Annotated in this window: 11 protein-coding genes; 1 reads left to right on the top strand and 10 read right to left on the bottom strand. The window is 65.7% G+C overall.

Going from position 1 to position 14,050, the window contains the following annotated elements; all coding sequences use genetic code 11:
* The 5 genes from WKW79_RS00270 to WKW79_RS00250 form a co-directional block, all read right to left on the bottom strand.
* Positions 1–2,301, bottom strand: coding sequence for an arylsulfatase (locus tag WKW79_RS00270; protein ID WP_340333093.1), 2,301 nt, complete (start codon positions 2,299–2,301; stop codon positions 1–3).
* Positions 2,302–2,314: 13 nt separating this feature from the next.
* Positions 2,315–3,364 carry an ABC transporter substrate-binding protein gene (locus WKW79_RS00265; RefSeq protein ID WP_340333092.1) on the bottom strand — a complete coding sequence of 350 codons (1,050 nt, stop codon included), beginning with the start codon at positions 3,362–3,364 and terminating at the stop codon, positions 2,315–2,317.
* Between the two features lie 22 nt (positions 3,365–3,386).
* Positions 3,387–4,253 carry an ABC transporter permease gene (locus WKW79_RS00260; RefSeq protein WP_340333091.1) on the bottom strand — a complete coding sequence of 289 codons (867 nt, stop codon included), beginning with the start codon at positions 4,251–4,253 and terminating at the stop codon, positions 3,387–3,389.
* Positions 4,250–5,005: an ABC transporter ATP-binding protein gene (locus tag WKW79_RS00255; protein WP_340333090.1), complete on the bottom strand. Its 756-nt coding sequence runs from the start codon at positions 5,003–5,005 to the stop codon at positions 4,250–4,252. Before WKW79_RS00255 ends, WKW79_RS00260 begins: the two co-directional genes overlap by 4 nt.
* Positions 5,006–5,243: 238 nt before the next feature.
* Complete coding sequence (locus tag WKW79_RS00250; protein ID WP_422823777.1) at positions 5,244–6,167, bottom strand: dihydrodipicolinate synthase family protein; 924 nt, start codon at positions 6,165–6,167, stop codon at positions 5,244–5,246.
* Between the two features lie 176 nt (positions 6,168–6,343).
* Between WKW79_RS00250 and WKW79_RS00245 the strand changes: the two genes are divergently transcribed.
* Positions 6,344–7,264, top strand: coding sequence for a LysR substrate-binding domain-containing protein (locus WKW79_RS00245; protein ID WP_340333088.1), 921 nt, complete (start codon positions 6,344–6,346; stop codon positions 7,262–7,264).
* A gap of 33 nt (positions 7,265–7,297) precedes the next feature.
* Here the strand turns inward: WKW79_RS00245 and WKW79_RS00240 are convergent, their stop codons facing one another.
* Genes WKW79_RS00240 through xapA form a run of 5 tightly spaced genes read right to left on the bottom strand, consistent with a single transcriptional unit; the run spans position 7,298 to position 13,811 of the window.
* The gene (locus WKW79_RS00240) at positions 7,298–8,374 is read right to left on the bottom strand and encodes a porin (RefSeq protein ID WP_340333087.1); all 1,077 of its coding nucleotides are present in this window, start codon (positions 8,372–8,374) and stop codon (positions 7,298–7,300) included.
* A 45-nt stretch (positions 8,375–8,419) separates the two neighbouring features.
* On the bottom strand, positions 8,420–10,786 hold the full coding sequence (locus tag WKW79_RS00235; RefSeq protein WP_340333086.1) for an aldehyde dehydrogenase family protein: 2,367 nt from the start codon (positions 10,784–10,786) through the stop codon (positions 8,420–8,422).
* 11 nt (positions 10,787–10,797) lie between these two features.
* Entirely contained in the window at positions 10,798–11,754 is a 957-nt protein-coding gene (deoC, locus tag WKW79_RS00230) for a deoxyribose-phosphate aldolase (RefSeq protein ID WP_340333085.1), read from the bottom strand.
* Positions 11,751–12,953, bottom strand: coding sequence for a phosphopentomutase (locus WKW79_RS00225; RefSeq protein ID WP_340333084.1), 1,203 nt, complete (start codon positions 12,951–12,953; stop codon positions 11,751–11,753). Before WKW79_RS00225 ends, deoC begins: the two co-directional genes overlap by 4 nt.
* A 6-nt stretch (positions 12,954–12,959) precedes the next feature.
* Positions 12,960–13,811: a xanthosine phosphorylase gene (gene xapA, locus WKW79_RS00220; RefSeq protein ID WP_340333083.1), complete on the bottom strand. Its 852-nt coding sequence runs from the start codon at positions 13,809–13,811 to the stop codon at positions 12,960–12,962.
* Positions 13,812–14,050 lie beyond the last annotated feature (239 nt).

Here is a 14,050-nt window from a genome sequence, read left to right as displayed (position 1 = left end):
TCAATCGATGTCGCCGTCCGGCGGCACGATGTCCCGGTCACCACCGAGCTCATAAGTGATCTTCTCCAGGCGCCCGCTGAACGGAAACGCATCCGCCACCTCATCCGCCACAGCCGGCAACCCGCTGCGTCCGATGTGCATCGGCAGGATCGACAGGCGCCGCATCGTCGTGTCGAAGCGGGCTTCCGCGACCTGCTCGCCATTGGCAAGCAATGTGCCCACGCCTTTCAGGATGCCGGTCTTGCGGAACTCGAAGGCCAGTGTCACGCGCCCCAGCGGCAAGGCGCCGCTCGACGCCAGCCGGGTCATCTCGCCGCAACGGTTGTAGGCGTAGAAAAGCTGCCCGCCTTTGACGAACATCGAATAGCCGCCATTGCAATTGCCGAAGGAAACCAGCGTGCCTTCGTCGCCCTCGCGCAACTCGACCTCGGCCGCGATGCGATGCGACACGTCCTGCGTCAGCGGTGCCGACTCTGCCGGAATGGGCGCGATGCCCGGATAGAAAGTGAAGCGCGTCTGCGCGCGGATCGAGCCCGGCTTGGGGCGCGGGCGGAACAGCAGGTCGCGCCGGTCGTCCATCGGCATGACGTCGTACTTGCCGGCCTCGGCCCACCACCGCTCGATGAGTTCGCGCAGCTTGGCCGGATGTTCCTTCGCGAGGTTGCGGGTCTCCGCAAAGTCCTCGTCGAGGTGATAGAGCTCCCAGTCCTCCAGTTCGAAGGATTGGCCCGGCGCATGGCAGGTCACGGCCTTCCAGCCCTTGTGCCAGATGCCGCGATGGCCGTACATCTCGAAGTACTGCACGTCCTTGCGAGACGCGCCTTCGCCCTTCCCGAACAGGTAAGCGAAGCTGGTGCCGTGGATCGGCAGTTGCGGTGTGCCGCGGTAGACCTCGGGCGCCTTCACGCAGCAGAGCTCGAGCACCGTCGGCACCACGTCGGTGACGTGATGGAACTGGTGACGGATCGCACCCTCGTCCGCGATGTGGCCGGGCCACGAGACGATGAGCGGATCGCGAACGCCACCGCCGTGCGTGTAGCCCTTGTAGAGGCGCGTCGGCGTGTTGCTGACCTGTGCCCAACCCCAGGGGTAGTTGCTGGCGCTGCGCGGGCCGCCGATGTCGTCGAGGTCGGCGAGGTTGCGCTCGGTGCTGTCCGGGATCTGGTTGAACCAGCGCAGGATGTTGGTCGTGCCTTCAGGGCCGCAATCGGTGGAGGCGCCGTTGTCGGACAGCAGCACGATCATCGTGTTGTCGCGCAGGCCGGTCTTGTCGAGGAAGGCGAACAGGCGGCCCAGTTGCTCGTCCGCGTGCTCGAGGAAGCCCGCATAGGCTTGCTGCAAGCGCACGCTGACGCGGCGCTGGTCGTCGCTCAAATCAGCCCAAGGCTGCACACCCGGGTTGGAGGGAGGCAGTTCGGTCGCCGCCGGCACCAGGCCCATGGCTTTCTGCTTCGCGAGGCGCTGCTCGCGGATGCGATCCCAGCCCGGTTCATAGACGCCGTCGTATCGCGCCAGATATTCCGCAGGCGCCTGGTGCGGCCAATGGCCCGCGCCCAGCGCAAGATTCAGGAAGAAAGGCTTGGCCGGCAGCAGGGACACCTGGTTCGACAGCATGCGGATCGCCTGGTCGACCAGGTCGGCGCTCAGGTGGTAGCCGTTTTCCGGGCTGTCTGGCGCTTTCACCGGGTGGTTGTCCTCGATCAGTTCCGGATGGTAGTGATCGGTGCTGCCGTTCATGAAGCCGTAGAAGCGGTCGAAGCCGCGTCCCAGCGGCCATTGCCCGAAGGGGCCGGCGGCGCTGGCCTCGTCGGTCGGCGCGATGTGCCACTTGCCGACCGCGAAGGTGCCGTAGCCCACGTCGCGCAGCATCTCCGCGATGGTCGCGGCCTTGTGCGAGATGGCGCCGCGCCCGCTGGGCCAGCCCATGTCGAAGTTCGACAGGTAGCGCATGCCCACCGAATGATGGTTGCGGCCGGTCAACAGGCAGGCCCGCGTCGGCGAGCACAGCGTCGTGGTGTGGAAGTTGGAGAAGCGAAGACCCTTCTGCGCCAGCGCGTCCATGTGCGGCGTACGGATCTCGGAGCCGAAGCAGCCCAGGTCGGAATAGCCCACATCGTCGAGCACCACATAGATCACGTTCCGCGCGCCCGCGGATGGCTTGGGCTTGGGATCGAACCACGGGCTCGATTCGAGGTGGCTGCGACCGATGTGGCCGCTGGTGGGGAAATCATCCTGCGGCCTGGCGGCGGATTGGGGCGCAGCCGGGTTCGCAGACGCCGCTGCGGGCTTCTTTGTCGTCATGGTCGTGGCGCCTTCAGTTCGCGAGCTTGACGCCGGCGTTGAAGGCATTGGTCATCACTTCCGATGCCGGGACCACGCGATTGATTTCACCGGCTTCCTTGTAGAAGTCCATCATGTCTGTCCACACCTTGGGGTCGGTCCACAAGAGGCCGTTGGCCTTCGTGCCTTCATTCACTTCCAGCGGATGCTGGATCTTCGCGCGCCAAGCGAGCTTGTCGACGCGTTCCAGTTGGGCCGGATAGGCATCGACCAGCTTGATGGCTTCCGCCGTGTGCTCGTGGTCGAACTTCATGCCCATCGCCAGCGCGCGCATGAACTTGCGGACGGTCTCGGGCCTCTCCTTCAGGGTCTTGTTGGTGGCGAAGACCACGTTGGTCGGCATGGCCAAGCCGTACTTGTAGAACGGGATCGCCTTCCAGGTCTTGCCCTTCACGGCCGGCGGCGCGGTCGGTTTGAGGGCTTCCTGCTCGATCTGGTAGGTCTGGTTGGTGAGGAAGCCGGCGAAGTAATCCACCTTGCCGACCATCAGGGGCTCGGGCGTGCCCAGCACGATCGAAGTCTTCACCTTCGCCGGGTCGATGTTGTTGCGCTTGAGCATCGACTCCAGGAAGAACTTGCCCGGCGCCTGGATCCCGACTGTCTTGCCTTCCAGGTCCTTCGGCGTCGGATCGGGATCGCCGGGATTGCCCAGCTTGATGTAGGCCAGCGGCATGACCTGCTCCATCGACCCGATCGCGACAACGTCCACCGGCGCTGGCGCCAGCCTGGCGCGAACCACCTCCGAGCCCGGCGCCACGCCGAAGTCGGCCTGGCCGGCACCGACGGTGGGCACCGGGTTGCGGCCTGGTCCGCCATCGACGAGCGTGAGCTTCAGTCCCTGCTCCGCGAAGTAGCCCTTGGCATCGGCCACCATCAGTGCGGACACCTCGCCATTGCGCAGCCAGAACAAGGCCACCTTGACCTCCTCGAGCTTGGGCTGCGCCTGCGCCGCCGCATGGAGGCCGAGGGCCGCGGCCGTGCCGATGGCGAGGGCCAGCACGGATTTCTTGAGCATCTTGAACATGGCTATCTTTTCCGGAAACGGGTTACTTGGTGGGACGTGTCTTGCCGAGCCAGTCGAGCTTGCGGCTCGCGTACTGGATGAGCAGGTAGACGATGTAGGAAATGAGTGCGGCCAGCAGCGCGACCGCATAGACCTCGTCGCCGCGGTACTGCGACATGGCGCGGTTGATGACGTAGCCGAGTCCGCTCGACGACAGCATCCATTCGGCCGCGATGGCGATCGAGATGCTGGCGCTGCCGACGATTTCCTGCGCGGCCATGATGAAGGGCAGCGAGTATGGAAGGCGCACCTGCCAGAACACGCGCCAGGGGCTGACGTCGAGGATGCGCATGCGGTCCAGCACCACCGAGTCGACCGACTGGATGCCGCGCACCGTGTTGACCATGACCGGGAAGAAGCCGGCGATCGTCAGGATCAGCACCTTCGACAGCATCGTGTCGCCGATGGCCAGCGCCAGCACCGTTGCCAGGGCCACGTAGGGCACATTGCGCAGCGTGATCGCGGCCGGCATCAGCAACTGGTTGAGGAAGGGCACCGAGGTCACGATCACCGCCAGTGCAATGCCGACCACGTTGGCCAGCACGTAACCCATCGCCGCGGCTTGCAGCGTGGGCCAGAGGTTCTCGAGGATGAAGTGGTTCTCGTTGATCAGCACGCCGAGCACGGCGCCCGGGCGCGGGATCACGAAGTCGGGCAGTCCCAGGAAGGCCACCGCGAGATACCAGAAGCCGAAGATCGACAGCGGCGGGAACAGCACGCGGCCGGCGATCGCCAGTGCGCGCATGCCGGGCTTGCGTGCCTCGTTGTTGTGGGTTGCCTGGCTCATGGGGGTGACCTCCGTGCTGCGTACTGCGGTGCGAATGCCTTGGGACGAGGGGACGGCGTTCATGCATGAGCCTCCTGCTTGCCGAACAGCAGGCCGCGCACTTGGTTGGTCAATTCGACGAACTCGGGGTGCGTGCGGAAGGCAGCCGTGCGCGGGCGCGGGGTGGTGACGGGAATGTCGGCAACGATGCGGCCGGGCGAGGCCGAGAACACGAGCACGCGGTCGGCGAGCAGCACAGCCTCGTCCACATGGTGCGTCACGAACAGCACCGTCTTCGGCCGCTCCGCCAGCACCTTGCCGAGCCACAGGCCCAGTTCCTCGCGCTTCATCTCGTCGAGCGCGGAGAAAGGCTCGTCCATCAGCAGAACGTCGGGGTCATGCGCGATGGCGCTCGCGAAATTGACCCGCTGCAGCATCCCGCCGGAGAGGTGGTGCGGCAGCTTCTTCTCGTGCTGCGCCAGCCCGAAATCGCGCAGCAGGTCCTCCGCGGCAATACCGGATTTCTGCGTGGCGATTTGCGTGAAGCGGATATCGTCGATCGCACGCTTCCAGGGCAGCACCGCGGGCCGTTGGGACACCAGGCCCAGGCGACGTTGCTTGCGCGCGGCGGCCGGTGGCATGTCGCCGATCGCGACCTGGCCGGTGCTCGGCTGGTCGAGATCCGCGGTGAGCCTGAGCAATGTCGTCTTGCCGCAGCCCGAAGGGCCGACGAGCGCGACGAATTGCCCGGCACCGATGTTCAGATCGGTCTCACTCAATGCGATGACATCGCCGTATCGGCGTGACACCTTCTTGTACGTTATGGCAGCAGACATGATGAATCAGATGGCCTCAAGTTGGAATGCGGAACGCCTTGGGTGGGTTGCACGATCCATGCTTACCACCTTGGTTTCAATGATGCGCGGCGCCATCGCATATATCAAATATCAAGTTCATTGATCTGACCTATGCGATACGTATGCTGGAAATCCCTTAGTGGAAGGGGCGTGGCCATCCGATGCACGGCGCCACCCGCATCGCGCGCTGGCGAGCCCGGCGCATCCCCCTGCGCCCTCACCGGCCCCAACGGAGCACCAGCGGATCGAGCCTGCTTGCAGTCTCGATGAGCCCCTTGCGACTTTCCGGATCGATCAGGGGCGTTGGATGGCGCGGTGCCTCGCAGGCAATGACGCCACCTTCCTTCATCAGGGCCTTGGCTCCCAGCAGGCCGGTCTGGCGATTCTCGTAGCTCAGGAGCGGCAACCACAGGCGGCTCAGCGCCACGGCCTTTTCGCGGTCACCCGTCCGCCAGGCATCGACAATCGCGCGCATCCCATCCGGATAGGCCGCGCCCGTCATGGATCCCGTTGCACCTGCTTCGAAATCCGACACCAGCGTCACAGCTTCCTCGCCAACCCAGGGCCCCTGGATCGCCTTGCCGCCAAGGCGCATGAGTTCGCGCAACTTCAATGCAGCGCCGGCCGTCTCGATCTTGACGTAGGCGACCCTTTCGATTGCCGTCACAAGCTCCATCAGGAACGAAGCGGAAAGCACTTCGCCACTGGCCGTTGCATCCTGGACCATGATCGGGATGTCCAGTGCGTCCGAAAGGCGCGCATAGAAACTCAGGATGTCGGGCTCGGTCGCGCGGAATGTCGCGCGGTGGTAGGGCGGCGCAACCAGGACCATCGCGGCGCCCATCGCCTGGGCTCGCCTGCTGCGCTCCATGCAGACCGAGGTGCTGAAGTGGCTGGTCGCGACAATCACCGGCACGCGGCCCGCGACGTGTTCGAGCACAGTGCGCGTGAGCAACTCGCGCTCGTCGTCGGAGAGCAGGAATTGCTCCGAGAAATTCGCCAGGATGCAGATTCCGTCGGAGCCTGCGTCGATCATGAAATCAATGCAGCGTTTCTGGCTGGCGATGTCCAGCGCACCCGCCTCGGTGAATGGCGTCGGCGCGACAGGGAACACGCCTTGATAGGTCGATTGGAGGGTCAAGGCCCGGTTGGATGAATTGTTCGCAGACATGTTGAATCAGTGGGCCTCGATGCGACGGAATGTAGGATTCCGCAGGGGTGGCGCGATGCTTGCTCGACCGCTTGGGACTTCGATGATGTGCTGTGGTCACGCCTCCATCAAATATCAAATTCGTACCGTTGCCATAGGATTCACATATGTCATCACCCGATGCAAACCGACTGTCGAGCCGGATCGACCTGCGCCATCTGCGCTACTTCGTGGCGGTGGCCGAGGCTGGCAGCATCACGGGCGCCGCCGAGCGCCTGCATCTCTCGCAACCGCCGCTCAGCGTGACGATCAAGGAACTCGAGCAGACGCTGGACGTCCAGTTGTTCGAGCGCCACCGCAACGGCATCTTCCTCACCGAAGCGGGCAAGGCGATGCTGGAGGAAGCGCGCTCGGTGCTTGCGCGCGCGGCGCGTGGCATCGAGCATGTGATGCAGATCGGGCGGGGAGAGATGGGCGAAGTGCGCGTGGGGATCGTCAGCTCGATCATGTGGGGCGACTTCCCGCAGATGCTCAAGGCGTTCCACCTGCGCTATCCGCAGGTCCAGTGGTCGCTGCGCGAATCCAACCCCGCCGACCAGGTAATAGCGCTGCACGACCACCGCATCGACGTAGGCGTCTGGCGCGGCGACAGCCAGCCCTTTCCCGGCCTCGAACGCATATTGATCAGCAAGGACAAGCTGATGGTGGTGCTGCCGGCCGACCACCCGCAGGCGCGCCGACGCAAGGTCAGCCTGCTGGCGCTGAAGTCCCTGCCCTACCTGTCGTTGAACACGACCATGTCGAGCATTGCGGCTGACTCCATGACTGCGATGCGCGGCCTCGGTCTCACACCCGAAGTGGCCCACGTGGCGCGCGAACCCCAGACCCTCTTGGCACTAGCGGCCAACGGGTTGGGCTTTGCGTTGCTGGCGGGCGAACTTGCCCGCATCTCCTGGCCGGGCGTCGTGTTCAAGCCGGTCGAGGAGGAACTGCCGGCGGCGGATCTCTACCTGCATGTCCGCGAACAGGCGCCGTCCCCCGCCGTCGCACGCTTCATCGAGGTCATGCGGGACGTGGCGAAGCTCTGAGAGCGCCTGTTTGAAGGCACTCCCGCAGCCCTTCTAGAACGCGAGGCGAAAGCCGGCGTCGAACCCAGTCGAGGAGCCCCCGAGCGTTGACGACGTGTTCTGCGGCGTCGGCAACCGGAACGCGGCCGCCCCGGAGTTGTTGACACGGGCAAGGTTGCCGTAGATGCCCACCCGCTTCGACAGGAAGTGGATCACCTGCACGCCTGCGGCATTCGCTCGCGCACCGTCCAGGATGCCGCCGGAGTACAGACCCCTGGAATAGGTCAGCTTGACCTGGTTGACTCCGATGGGGAAGGTCATGCCCGCAAGATAGACGTTCTGGGACGCGGCGCCGTATTTCGAGTTGACGTAGAAGCCGATGAGCTTGAGGACGCCGAAATCGTAGGAACCGCCCACGTTGGTCATCACGTAGTTGGGATTGCCCGGCGTGGTCTGGGTCGTTCCCCGCGCCACACCGACGTCCACCGGACCGCTCGCGTAGCCGAAGTTCCAGCCAAAATATTTCTGGTTGGGTTGCCCTTCGCCAAGCGTCCCTTGCACATGCCCGTAGAAGCCCCCGCCGGCGCCCGGCGGCAGAAAGTAGTTGATCGAATTGATGTTCTGGTAGAGCGAGTTCACCTTCGTACCCAGTGCACTGACAAGCTTCATGCCCCCGTTGTAGCCGTTGTTGAACATCGGATCGTGGAACACGAGGTTCGAATAGGTGGGCGCACGGACCTGGCCCAGCGCCAGTTCGCCCCACTGGTTGCCGAGGTAGACAGCCGACGTCCGGTTGAAATACGGGCCCGGCGGCGGGCTGCCAATGCCGCCCGTGTCGGTCTGGACCGATGTCTCCAGGAAGAAGCCGGAATACATGCCGCCGCCCAGGTTTTCGCGTCCCATCCAATCCAGCACGGAGCCGCCGCTGCCAGCCTGGTGCACTTCGTTGACTGTCCCCTTGATTCCCGCAGCCGACTTGTTGATCACCTGGCCGATGCCGAGGTCCAGCAGTCCTGAAAACCTGAGGTAATCGCCAGCAGGGCCGCTTGTCGCAAGTGACTGGGCCGATGAAATATTGGCCATGGATGCAAGCGCCATCGCGCTCATGGCAACGTGAATACGGAATCTCACTGTCTTCTCCTCCTTTGTTGTCGAATCGTTTTCTTGTGATGCGGGTCAAGTTCCGTAGGGCACCCAGATGTTCTTGACCTGGCTCGCGTGACGCAGGAATTCCGGACCGCGGCCTTGCGCCGGATCGGCCCACACGCGCCCCTTGCCGCCGCCGACCCAGGTCCGCTTGAGATTGGCAATGGACAGGCACTCGACCTCGGCGCAACCGGCCGCATCGCCGTCGTGGCGCCAGATGGCATCCACGTCCGCATGCGAGGCCAGCGTGCTGGCCAGCGCCGCCACGGGCCCGGTGACGATGTTGAGCACACCGCCCGGCAGGTCCGAGGTGTCCAGCACCTGGTAGAGGTCGGTGGCGATGGTCGGCAGCGTCGTGGACGGCAGCAGGACCACGCGATTGCCCAGGGCGATGGCCGGTGCGGCCAAAGCGACAAGGCCCAGCAGCGGTGCCTCGTCGGGGCACACGATCCCGATCACGCCCAGGGCCTCGTTCAGCGCGGCGACGATGCCGTGCATCGGAGGCTGGTGGACCGCACCGTCGAACTTGTCGGCCCACGCGGCGTAGTGGAACAAGGTCTCGATGCTGGCGTCGAACTCGCGCTGCGCATCCACGACGGGCTGCACTTGCGCCAGCGCCGCCACGAAGCGCGCGCGCTGCGCCTCGAGGTTCTCCGCGATGAAGTACAGCACCTGCGCACGGGCATGGCCGGTGCTGCGCTCCCAGCCCACCGCCTTGCGTGCCGCTTCGACCGCATTGCGGATGTCCTTGCGGTTGCCTTCCGGCACCTGGCCCAGCACCTGGTCGCCCAGGCGGACTTCCACGCTGTAGCCACTGTCCGGCCGCACCTGCGCGCCGCCGATGTAGAGCTTGGGCGTGCGGTCGATGGCGCTTGCATCGACCGTCGTGCCTTGCGTTGCTGCCAGCTTCTTCGGCGAGGCGGGCCGTGCGTCCTCGGTGCACGCGACCAGGTACTCCAGCAGCCCTTCACGACCGCCTTCGCGACCGTATCCCGATTCGCGATAGCCGCCAAAGCCGCAGGCCGCATCGAACTGGTTCGCGGTATTGATCCACACCACGCCGGCCTTCAGCCGCGGCGCCACGTCCAGCGCCAGGCTGATCGATTCGGACCACACGCAGGCCGCGAGGCCGTACACCGTGTTGTTCGCCAACTCCACGGCTTCAGCCGGCGTGCGGAAGCTCATCGCCACCAGCACCGGGCCGAAGATTTCTTCCTGCACCACGGTCGCGCTGGTGCTCACGTCGGTGATCAGCGTCGGCGGGTAGAAACAGCCGGCGCCGGGCAGTTCGCCGGTGGGTTGCCACACGGTCGCGCCCTCCTCCCGTGCCTGCGCCACGTAGCGCGCGATGCGCTGCTGCTGGCTCGCATCGATGAGCGCGCCCATATCGGTGGACTTGTCCATCGGACTGCCGACGCGGATGTTTTCCATGCGACGGCGCAATTTGTCGAGGAAGCGTTGTTCCACGGCTTCATGCACCAGCAGGCGCGAGCCGGCGCAGCACACCTGCCCCTGGTTGAACCAGATGCTGTCGACCAGGCCTTCCACCGCGGCATCGAGGTCCGCATCCGCGAACACGATGAAGGGCGACTTGCCACCCAACTCCAGGCTCAGCTTCTTGCCGCTGCCGGCCGTCGCCTCGCGGATCAGCCGGCCGACTTCGGTGGAACCGGTGAAGGCGATCTTGGCAATGACCGGATGCGACACGATGCGCTGGCCGGTGCTGCCATCGCCCGTGACGATGTTGACCACACCCGGCGGCAAGCCCACCTCGGTACAGATCTCGGCGAAAAGCAGCGCCGTCAGCGGCGTGAACTCGGCCGGCTTGAACACCACCGTGTTGCCGCAGGCCAGCGCCGGCGCGATCTTCCAGGCCAGCATCAGCAGCGGGAAGTTCCACGGCACGATCTGCCCGACCACGCCCAGCGCGCGATGCTGCGGCAGCTCGGTGTCCAGCAACTGCGCCCAGCCCGCATGGTGATAGAAATGCCGCACGGCCAGCGGCACATCGGCATCGCGCGTCTCGCGGATGGGCTTGCCGTTGTCCAGGCATTCGAGCACCGCGAACAGGCGGCTGTGCTTTTGCAGGGCGCGCGCCAGGGCGTAGAGGTAACGCGCACGGCGGTGACCGCCGAGCTTCTGCCATGGGCCGAGCGCCGCGGTGGCCGCGGCAACGGCTGCGTCGACGTCGGCGTCGCTGGCCTGTGCCACCTGCGCCAGCGTGTCGCCGGTGGCCGGATTGCGCGTCTCGAACTGTGTGGCCGCGGGCGTCCAGGCGCCGTTGATGTAAAGGCCGAAGCTGCGTTGATGGCGGTCCAGCCACTGCTGCGCTGCGGCGGCCGATTCGGGCGACGGGCCATAGTCCATGGTCTGGAGGATTTCGTTGATGTGGGACATGGGGATCTCGCTCAGGGCATGGCGTGGCGATGGGCCGCGGAATAGCTGCCGGTGACGTGGTGCTCGAGTTGCCGTTCGATGTCGGTCAGCAGGCTGGAGGCACCGAAGCGGAAGAGGTCGGGCTGGAGCCAGTCGTTGCCCAGCTCTTCCTTCATCAGCGTGAGGTACTGCAACGCCATCTTTGCGGTGGCGATGCCGCCCGCGGGCTTGTAGCCGACCTTGTCGCCGGTGAGCGCCTGGTAGTCGCGGATGGCACGCACCATCACCAGCGATACGTCGAGCGTGGCATTGACACCTTCCTTGCCGGTCGAGGTCTTGATGAAGTCGGCGCCGGCCATCATGCAGACCCAGCTTGCCTTGGCGACGTTGTCCAGCGTCTGCAGGTCGCCGGTGGCGAGGATGGCCTTGACGTGGGCTTCGCCACAGGCGGCGCGATATGCCTTCATCTCGTCGTAGAGGCCGGCCCAGTCCTGCGTGAGCACGTGGCGGCGGCTGATCACGATGTCGATCTCTTGTGCGCCGTCCTGCACGGAGAGTTCGATCTCGCGCAGCTTGGTCTCCATGCTGGACAGGCCCGCAGGGAACGCGGTGGACACCGCCGCGACCGGAATGCCGCTGCCCTGCAAGCCGCGCACGGCCGGCACGATCATCTCGTGATAGACGCAGACGGCGCCGGTCTGCAACGCGTCCAGTCCTAGCGCGGCCATCAGGTCACGGCGCAGCGGCTGGCGCGCCTTGGCGCACAGGCGCGCGACCCGGCCGGGCGTGTCGTCGCCGGCCAGCGTGGTCAGGTCCATGCACTGGATGGCCTTCACCAGCCAGGCCGCCTGCCAGTCCTTCTTCTGCGAGCGACGGGCGTTCAGCGAATCGATGCGGCGCCGTACCGCGGGCTGGTTGACGCGCACCGATTCGACGAGCGACAGGTCGAGCGGCATGCCGCCCGGACGGAAATGGGAAGTCATGGTCATGCGCTCAGGGAAAGCGGGGTGCCGTGCGCCAGTGCCGGCAGACCGAGGTGGTGGGCGACCGTCTGGCCGAGGTCGCAGAAGGATTCGCGCAGGCCCAGCGATTGCGATTTCACGCCGGGGCCGGCGAAGAGCTGCGGCACGTATTCGCGCGTGTGGTCGCTGCCCGGAAAGGTCGGATCGCAGCCGTGGTCCGCCGTGAAGGCGCAGAGGTCGCCGGGGCGCAACCTCGCCATGAAGGCCGGCAGGCGCGCATCGAACTCCTCCAGCGCCTGCGCGTAGCCTGCCAGGTCGCGGCGGTGGCCGTAGTTCTGGTCGAAATCGACGAAGTTGGCGAAGACCAGCGCGCCTTCGGGGGCGGCGTCGACCTGCGTCATCAGGTGGTCGAACATGCCCATGTTGTCCGGCGCCTTGTGCAGTTGCGTCACCCCGCGCATCGCGAAGATGTCGCCGATCTTGCCCAGCGCAATCACCTCGCGGCCTGCGCGCGAGGCCACGTCGAGCAGGGTCTCGCCGGGTGGCGGCACCGCGATGTCCTTGCGGTTGGCGGTGCGCTTGTATTCGCCATTGGCGCCGGTGAAGGGGCGCGCGATCACGCGGGCGATGCGGTACGGCTGCAGCAGTTCGAAAGCGACCTTGCAAATCTTGTTGAGGCGCTCCAGGCCGAAGTGCGTTTCGTGCGCGGCGACCTGGAACACCGAGTCGCCCGAGGTGTAGACGATGGGCCGGCCGGTGGCGACGTGTTCATCGCCCAGGCGCGCGATGATCTCCGTGCCGGACGCATGGCAGTCGCCGAGGATGCCGTCCAGGCCGCAGGCTTCGGTCCAGGCACGGATCAGTTCCGGCGGAAAGCACGGGTCCGGCGCCGGGAACAGGCCCCAGTCGAAATCGACCGGCACGCCGCTCATCTCCCAATGACCGCTGGGCGTGTCCTTGCCACGCGAGCGCTCCGCCGCCGCAGCCCATGCGCCGGTGAAGCCATCGCGCTGCGCGCATGCGGCTGGCCAGGTGCCGCTGGCCGCATGCGACGCCGCCGCCAGGCCCAGACTTTCCAGGTGCGGAATGCGCAGGGGCTGGCCCTGGGCCGCGCGCCATCCGGCAATGCTTCCGAGTGTGTTCGCACCACTGTCGCCGAAGGCCGCTGCATCGGGTGCGGCGCCGACGCCGAGCGAATCCAGCACGAGGATGAAACTGCGTGTCATGGTGGATCAGGCAGCCACGGCTTCGATGCGCGCAATCCGTGCCAGGTACCCATGGATCAAGCGCGTCAGGTCCTTGGCACCGATGGCCGCGTACTTGAGCGTCTGCTCATGCGACAGCTGGAAGTCCGACAGGCCCTCGGCCAGGTTTGTGATGGTCACGACCGCCGTGACCTTGAGGCCGCAGTGGCGCGCCGTGATGACCTCGGGCACCGTCGACATGCCGACCACGTCGCCGCCGATGACCTGCATCATGCGGATCTCGGCCGGCGTCTCGAAACTGGGGCCGCTGTACGAGACGTAGACGCCTTCGTGCCATGGCACCGAGAGTTCGGCGGCGGCGTCCCTGAGGATCGCGAGCAGGCCGGCGTCGTAGGCGTTCGCCATGCTCATGAAGCGCGGGCCGAAGCGCTCGTCGTTCAGGCCAACCAACGGATTGCCCGGCATGGTGTTGATGTGGTCGGTCAACGCCACCAACTGCCCCGGGCCCACCTCGCGGCGCAGCGAGCCGGCGGAGCAGGTCAGGAAGATCGATTCGCAACCAAGCAGCTTGAAGGTGCGAATCGCCGAGCTCATCACCGCCGTGCCCTTGCCTTCGTAGAAATGGCTGCGGCCCTTCATGCACACCACCGGCACGCCGGCGAGGCGGCCCGCCACGAGTTCGCCGGCATGGCCGTGCACCGTCGAAATCGGGAAGCCCGGCAGGTCCGCATAGGAGAAGGTCACCGCGTCGCTGATCTGCTCGGCGAGCGCACCGAGGCCGGAGCCCAGCACCATCGCCACGCGAGGCACGAAGCCCGGCATGCGCTTCTGGAAGGCGTCACGGGCCTCGAAGGGAAGGTTGGAACAGTCGCTTGTCATGGAATGCCTCTCGTATCTGGTGCGCCGCGCCGGGCCCGACTCGATCGCCGGCCGGTTTGGGCGCTGGGAGCCGTGATGGTCAGCGAGCTACATCCATATGACAAATATCATTTATGTCTGTTTGGCAAACGTTTTCTGTATGGCTCCGGAGATGGCGCACGACCCTGTGCACCGCAGCGGCAGCCTGGGCGGCCGGGCGGGTTCAGTGCGATGCGGAGACTTTCGGATCGCCAGAAGTC

This window comes from Variovorax robiniae (assembly GCF_037889955.1).
Classification (GTDB): domain Bacteria; phylum Pseudomonadota; class Gammaproteobacteria; order Burkholderiales; family Burkholderiaceae_C; genus Variovorax; species Variovorax robiniae.
Note: the sequence above shows the minus strand (reverse complement) of the source record. Positions and strands in the feature narration are given on the sequence as shown.

Coding starts and splice junctions, on each gene's coding strand:
- WKW79_RS00270 (WP_340333093.1), bottom strand. CDS start 2,301: ATGACGACAAAGAAGCCCGCAGCGGCGTCTGCGAACCCGGCTGCGCCC.
- WKW79_RS00265 (WP_340333092.1), bottom strand. CDS start 3,364: ATGTTCAAGATGCTCAAGAAATCCGTGCTGGCCCTCGCCATCGGCACG.
- WKW79_RS00260 (WP_340333091.1), bottom strand. CDS start 4,253: ATGAACGCCGTCCCCTCGTCCCAAGGCATTCGCACCGCAGTACGCAGC.
- WKW79_RS00255 (WP_340333090.1), bottom strand. CDS start 5,005: ATGTCTGCTGCCATAACGTACAAGAAGGTGTCACGCCGATACGGCGAT.
- WKW79_RS00245 (WP_340333088.1), top strand. CDS start 6,344: ATGTCATCACCCGATGCAAACCGACTGTCGAGCCGGATCGACCTGCGC.
- WKW79_RS00235 (WP_340333086.1), bottom strand. CDS start 10,786: ATGTCCCACATCAACGAAATCCTCCAGACCATGGACTATGGCCCGTCG.
- deoC (WP_340333085.1), bottom strand. CDS start 11,754: ATGACCATGACTTCCCATTTCCGTCCGGGCGGCATGCCGCTCGACCTG.
- WKW79_RS00225 (WP_340333084.1), bottom strand. CDS start 12,953: ATGACACGCAGTTTCATCCTCGTGCTGGATTCGCTCGGCGTCGGCGCC.
- xapA (WP_340333083.1), bottom strand. CDS start 13,811: ATGACAAGCGACTGTTCCAACCTTCCCTTCGAGGCCCGTGACGCCTTC.